6 protein-coding genes and 1 pseudogene are annotated in these 6519 nt (G+C 37.6%); 3 read left to right on the forward strand and 4 right to left on the reverse strand.

Translation table 11 applies throughout. The features are described from left to right. From HMPREF0848_RS04220 to HMPREF0848_RS04230, 3 genes are all read left to right on the forward strand, one after another. Window positions 1-622, forward strand: a 622-nt coding sequence (locus HMPREF0848_RS04220) for a DHH family phosphoesterase (protein ID WP_008534854.1), incomplete at its 5' end; no start/stop codon positions are given. After that, on the forward strand, window positions 609-1541 hold the full coding sequence (locus HMPREF0848_RS04225; protein ID WP_037608923.1) for an FAD:protein FMN transferase: 933 nt from the start codon (window positions 609-611) through the stop codon (window positions 1539-1541). The genes HMPREF0848_RS04220 and HMPREF0848_RS04225, both read left to right, overlap by 14 nt. Before the next feature lie 105 nt (window positions 1542-1646). Further along, window positions 1647-1889: a type B 50S ribosomal protein L31 gene (locus HMPREF0848_RS04230; protein WP_008534857.1), complete on the forward strand. Its 243-nt coding sequence runs from the start codon at window positions 1647-1649 to the stop codon at window positions 1887-1889. 124 nt (window positions 1890-2013) lie between these two features. On the opposite strand, the gene HMPREF0848_RS04235 is transcribed toward HMPREF0848_RS04230, so the two are convergent. The 4 genes and pseudogenes from HMPREF0848_RS04235 to HMPREF0848_RS04250 all read right to left on the reverse strand — a co-directional run. Continuing rightward, entirely contained in the window at window positions 2014-3276 is a 1263-nt protein-coding gene (locus HMPREF0848_RS04235) for an NRAMP family divalent metal transporter (RefSeq protein WP_008534859.1), read from the reverse strand. A gap of 140 nt (window positions 3277-3416) precedes the next feature. Then, window positions 3417-4385 carry a DUF1002 domain-containing protein gene (locus HMPREF0848_RS04240; protein ID WP_008534860.1) on the reverse strand — a complete coding sequence of 323 codons (969 nt, stop codon included), beginning with the start codon at window positions 4383-4385 and terminating at the stop codon, window positions 3417-3419. A 113-nt stretch (window positions 4386-4498) separates the two neighbouring features. Then, window positions 4499-4837: pseudogene (gene gloA2, locus HMPREF0848_RS04245) on the reverse strand (SMU1112c/YaeR family gloxylase I-like metalloprotein); the annotation flags it as partial. A gap of 92 nt (window positions 4838-4929) precedes the next feature. Then, a partial coding sequence (locus HMPREF0848_RS04250) for a DUF2971 domain-containing protein (protein ID WP_008534862.1) occupies window positions 4930-6519 on the reverse strand: 1590 nt, incomplete at its 5' end.

The following is a 6519-nucleotide window of genomic DNA, read 5'->3' on the forward strand; positions in this document are numbered from 1 at the left end:
CGATGATGCTTACGGAGACCTGCTTTTAGTTGATACTACTGCTTCAAGTGCCAGCGAAATTGTGACAGACTGGGCCCTCACTGTCGGTTTAGCCCTTTCAGATGCAGCTGCACGTGTTCTCTATAATGGCATAGTTGGCGATACGGGACGCTTCCTCTTCCCATCTACAACTGCAAAAACACTTCACATTGCAGCAAAACTACGTGAATACGACTTCGATTTTTCTGCTATGGCACGTCGTATGGACAGTTTTCCCTTCAAAATCGCTAAATTGCAAGGCTATGTTTTCGATAATCTTGAAGTCGATGAAAATGGAGCAGCTCAAGTCGTCCTAACACGAAAAGTACTTGATGACTTTAATGTCTCTGATGCTGAAAGTTCAGCCATTGTTGGCACTCCTGGCCGTATTGACACCGTTCAATCATGGGCTATTTTCGTAGAGCAGCCTGAAGGGCATTACCGTGTGCGCCTTCGTAGTAAGTCTATTGTCATCAACGAGATTGCTAAGCGTCATGACGGTGGTGGACACCCACTTGCCAGTGGTGCCAATTCCTACAGCTTAGAGGAAAATGACCAAATCTATCAAGAAATCAAGGATACTGTTGCCCATGCAACTCACTAATCGTCGTGTACATCTTATGGGAACTGTTATTGATGTTTCCATCTATCATAATCAACCAGAACCCGTACTAGACCAGGTTGAGGCATTGCTTCATCTTTATAATAAGCGATTCTCTGCTAATGACGACAGTTCTGAACTCATGCAAATTAATAAGGCTGCCGGTATACACCCTGTAAAAGTTCACTCAGAACTGTTCGAACTGATTTCTCTTGGAAAATGGCATAGTTGCCAAGTTGGAAGCCACCTTAATATTGCCATTGGTCCTCTCATTCAGACCTGGCGGATTGGTTTTTCTGATGCCAGACTTCCACTTTCTGAAGAAATCGCTCCACTCCTAGATATTATTAATCCCAATGCCATCGTCCTATCCGAGGTAAATCAAAGTGTCTTCCTCAAAGAGAAGGGAATGAAAATTGATCTGGGTGCCTTAGCTAAGGGTTATATCGCAGATCGGATTGCAGACTTTCTCAAAGCTGAAAAAGTAACCAGTGCCTTGATAAATCTAGGAGGCAATGTTCTAACCTTCGGACCAGCTCTCCATAATCCTGACCATAAATGGCGAATCGGTATTCAAAATCCTAAGGAGACGAGGAACACCAATCTCATGGTGCTTGCTATCAGAGACCAATCTGTCGTCACTTCTGGAATCTATGAACGGACTTTTGAAATAGATGGTAAGACCTATCATCATATTTTTGATAGTCAAACTGGCTATCCTGTTACTAGCAATCTTGCAAGCCTTACTATCATTTCTCCACTTTCAGTTGATGGTGAAATTTGGACGACTCGTTTATTTGGGTCAAGTCTTGAGCATATTTTCCAAGAAGTTAGTGCCCATGAAGACCTTGAAGCCATTATTATTGATAAAGACAACCACTGCTTTCAAACAAGCGGTGTATACAAGATACGACTTTCCTAAAAAATAGGGAAAAAGACTTGTCAAGAAGTTAAGGTTTTGATAAACTAGAATAGTTAAAAAAACTATGGTACGAAAAGTACCATGGCAGAAAGGAAACATTTTAACATGAAAAAAGATATCCATCCAGATTACCGTCCAGTAGTATTCATGGACACAACTACTGGTTACCAATTCCTTAGCGGTTCAACTAAGTACTCAAACGAAACAGTTGAATTCGAAGGTGAAACTTACCCACTTATCCGTGTAGAAATTTCATCAGATTCTCACCCATTCTACACAGGCCGTCAAAAATTCACACAAGCAGACGGACGCGTGGATCGTTTCAACAAAAAATACGGTCTCAAATAAGCAACATCTTGTTGTTAAGCCATTCCAATTGGAATGGTTTTTTTGTATTCTCTTGGCTATAATCTCTCCTAACCCCCTCCTTTAAAATAAAAAACAGCTTCCGTATGGAAACCGTTTAATCCTATTAACCTGCTTTACCAATAGCCAAAGCCCAGATAAAGAAGAGTGCAAATCCGAACAAGAAAATCAAACCTGCAATGGCAAGCACTTTCAACCACATTGGAAAATCTTTCTTAGCCTTAGTGACAAGCACATAGTTCAATAGCGCAAAGAAAGGTGTCGTCAAGAATGAACCAATCATGGCGAAACGAAGCATGGTACCAACTTGACCTTGGAAGAAGATAATGATGATAAGACCAATAATTGAAGTCAAAGTCATCCATACGTTCAAAGGTGTTGCACTGGATTCTTTCTTGTTAAACAAAAGTCGTAGAGATATCTCATTTACACGTGAATAACCATCAATAACTGTGATAACGGTACCAAAAATACACAAGAAAGCAATGAAAGTAATCAAGTAGCGAGACCAAGTACCAAGCACTGATTCATACATACCGACGAATTGTGCGATATAGGCCGCTGAGGCTGCTACTACAGGTTTACCAGTTGGATACTGGATAAGAGCACCGAGTGCTACAAAGAATACTGCAAGAATAGCTGTTCCGATGTAACCAACGTTAAAGTCAAAGAGGGCATCATCAGTGTTAAAATCAACAGTTTTCTTTTTCTCAGCTGACCAAAGTGAGTTGATGGCTGAAATTTCGATTGGAGCTGGCATCCATCCAAGAAGTGAAACGATAAATGGAAGGGCTGCTAACTGCCATGGTGTTTTTTCAACGAAGTCAGCACTGTACTCTGGGTGTTTGATTGCCGCAATAATAACTGCTGCTACTGTTGCGATAGTCAAGGCTGACATGATCCATTTAGCCATGCCATCAAGAAGTTTGTACCCTCCAAAGAGCAACATTCCCCAAATAATAGCAACCAAGATAAACGACCAAACAGTAATAGTCAAACCTAGCATCGGAAAGGCACTTGCAATGATAGCCGCACAGAGGATTGCAACACCTGCTGTATTAACCAAAGCTGAGAAAACATTGAGGATGAAGAATACCCAAAGGTAGAACTTCCCTTTTTCAGCATACCCTTCAACTAGAGTTTTCCCAGTATCTGCTGTGTATTCCGCACCAAAACGGAAAAATGGATATTTAAAGAGATTAGCTAGAATAACCAAACCTAACAAGGCCCAGCCATACTTACCTCCGGCTTGTGTTGAAGAAACGATATGAGAACCACCTACAGCTGCTGAAGCCATTAGGATACCAGGTCCCATTGCTTTTATTTTACTACGCCAGGTAGACTGACTAGTTACAATTGTTTGTGACATAAGAGAATCTCCTAAAACAAATTTTCAGAATAATCTGAATTGATGGTTACTATTTTACACAATTGTGTAAAAAGTTTCAATAGTATTTCAAATATTTTCTGAAAAATCGAAAAAAGCCATCCAAACGGATAGCTCTTTCACTATTTAAAAAGTCCAGTAAAGAAATCTACGATAGCTTGCCAGATTTGCGCAAAAATATTTTTGCTATTTTCAAGTGTCTTGTTAGCATCAAATTTTAAGTTGATGCCAGAGAAGGTATTTCCAGCTTTAGAAACGATAGAATCTTTCAGTGAACTCAAGCTTGACTTGAAACTAGCACTATCGATGATTGAGGACTTAGATAAATTCAAAGCAAAATTAACCAAAAGATTGATTTGATTATCAGAAAGATTCAAGTTGTAGTTATTGATGGTTTGCTGAACAATTGTTTTAGCTTGATCTTCAGTCAACTTGTCGCCTTTATCTGCAACTGCAGATTTGATATCAGTCATGGCTACATTAAGCTTATCAGCATCATAGTTACTCTTACCTGAATTTTCCTCATTGATTTGAGAAAGGGTTTTAAGTTCCTCTTGGGCAAGCTCCTTGCTTTCATCTGAAACTTTGGCTCCATTTTGCTCAAGGGAATAATAAATACCAGCCAAGGCACTTTCACCAGTAACGGCAATCGGTGCTGCTACTGTAATCTTAGCATGTTCAATACCAAGTGTCGTTGCGGCATTACGATACATATCCGATGTAACTTTCGTGATATTTTGTGGCGTTACAATATCAACAGTCAAGGTTTCTTTAGCACCTAACTTTGCGATTTTAACCGAAGAATATAACTGTAAACTAGAATCGTCTGCAACATTCATGATTTTTGCATATGCTGATGTCGTTAGCGTCTTAACATTGGTATCTTTACTGCTATCATAACCCAACAAATTCAAGGTCTGGTTGCGCTGATCTTCTGACAAAGAATACCCCATGACATAGTCAGGTTGAACATAAGATTCATCAATAACCTTTTGAACGTCAGACGATGTGGCTGCTTGAGCAGCTGAAGCAAAGGTGGTCACTGAGGCTAGCAAAGCAACCCCAGTAACAAAAATTTTTTTCAATTTCATGTGTTTTTCCTTTCGAAAATAGATTAGTATCCATAATCTCCTAAAGGACGACTGACAAAAGGGCCAGACGTGAATCAATTATACCATGACTTGAAAAAATAAGGTCAAAAAAACTACTCATGCAACTCCAAAGGAAGACCATCAGGATCGTCAAAAAAAGTCATCTTTTCGCCAGTAAACGTATCCCTTCGAATAGGTTGGCAAGAGATACCTTTTTCTTCTAAGTCTTTTACAACTTCCTCTATATGAGAAACCTTGAATGCTAAATGACGTAAGCCACAAGCTTCAGGATAGGATGGACGTTGAGGTGGCTCCACATAGGCTGGATCATTCGTTTTATTGCCAAAGATTTCAAGCTCTATGGCCCCACAACGTAAGTCTAACTTATAATCATGACGCTCGGGACGATGATTTTCCCTAATGATTTCAAAACCTAATTTATCAAATAAAAACCAGACTCAGTCTGGCTTTCATATTATTTGGATTTTAGGTAACTTCTTTTAGATTTTATGAGTGTTATTTAGAATAGAGAATAGGAGTATATCTATCTAAATTTTATCATAGATTTTTTATAGTTGATATCCTTATTCAATAGTCTCAGTAAAGGAGTTACATATTCAGGATTTTGAAACTTAGGACCGAAAATGACCTCCTCAATTTTAATTGGATTTTCCCGTTCTATATAAAGCTTACCTACTCCAGAGGTTTTGTCAATTTTGATTTCCTTATTACTTGGGTCTAGATTAGCATAGCGTAAGATACGCAGTTCATTCTCATATTTATAATCTACAGATTTAAACAAGTAACGAATTTCTTCGATACAGTTGGAGATGGCATCTTGATAATTCTTTTCCTTGATTTTTAAACCGATATCTAGTTTTTCTTTTAAACTTTTCAACAATTTTTCTAATTCTTTTATTTCCGACTTCTCAAATAGTGCAGTTCGTTCTAGTTTTAAATTTTTCTCTGTATGCTTAACATAGGCAATTCGGTAGAGATAATCACGATTCCCTTTTTTTTCAGATTTCGACCTTTTTTCTTCATTTTTAATAGCTACAGTTGGTTTAATATTATTTAATTCATTTGGTGAGCCTTTTAAATCATACGATAGAGTAGATTCTATCGTATTCATTGTCTCTACTAAGGGGATGGCCTTTTCACGCCAAGAAACATCATTGAAGGAAGTAAATCTCGAAAAATCATCTTCACGAAGTACCAAACAAACGCCTTTGGCATCATCACCATATTGGGACCACATGGCCAAATCATCCGTTTTGTTTGTAAAACTCATTAAAAACCAAGAGCTTGGTTCCAAGATGTCTCGCCTATCTAAGCCCAATATCTGTTCTATGACGATACCTTCTTCAGGATCATTCATATAATTAGCATTATATAAGCGAGTTTTTCCAGATACTGAAAAATCCTTCTTATCATTCCCCTCTTGATTTAACATAATTTGGAGAGTGCTTCCCTTGGTGTAATGGCCGAATCTAAGATTCGAATTTTTATCTTTTACTTTCAAGCCAAGTTGATATTTGATTTCTTGAACAATTCTATAGATATCTATTAACTGATTGAGCTTATTTTCATCATCTTTATAGTATTTTATCCAATCCTTTAAAATATCGTATTTTGTATTTTTAACGAGGTCAAGATTTAAAGCTCGAATTAGTAGTTTTCTGTCAAAACCATCATTGGAAAAAAAACATAGTCTATCTAAAATTTTTGTGAGGCTAGTGGCTGAAGTATCATTTTTATATAATGGAGTATCAGGATTGTTTTCTAATATTTTTACTAATGTGGCAAATGATTTAACATTGGGGATTGATTTTAAAATGTCACATATTTGTTTAACTATGTGTCTCAGTTCCTCAATCTCTGTTTGCTTGTCTGCTGAATTCGACAAGGCTCCAGCATACCACGAAGCAATTTCTTCAGAATTATGGAATTTTTCGTAAATTATTTTGACTTTCTCAACTGTACGATTAGTCTTCTCAATCTCTGTTTGTTTAGCTACTAAATTCTTTAGGAACCATGCATACCACGAAGCAATTTCTTCAGAATTATGGAATTTTTCGTAAATTATTTTGACTTTTTCAACTGTACGATTAACATCCCCAATCTCTGTTTGTTT

It is taken from the genome of Streptococcus sp. C150, from assembly GCF_000187445.1.
Lineage (GTDB): Bacteria > Bacillota > Bacilli > Lactobacillales > Streptococcaceae > Streptococcus > Streptococcus raffinosi.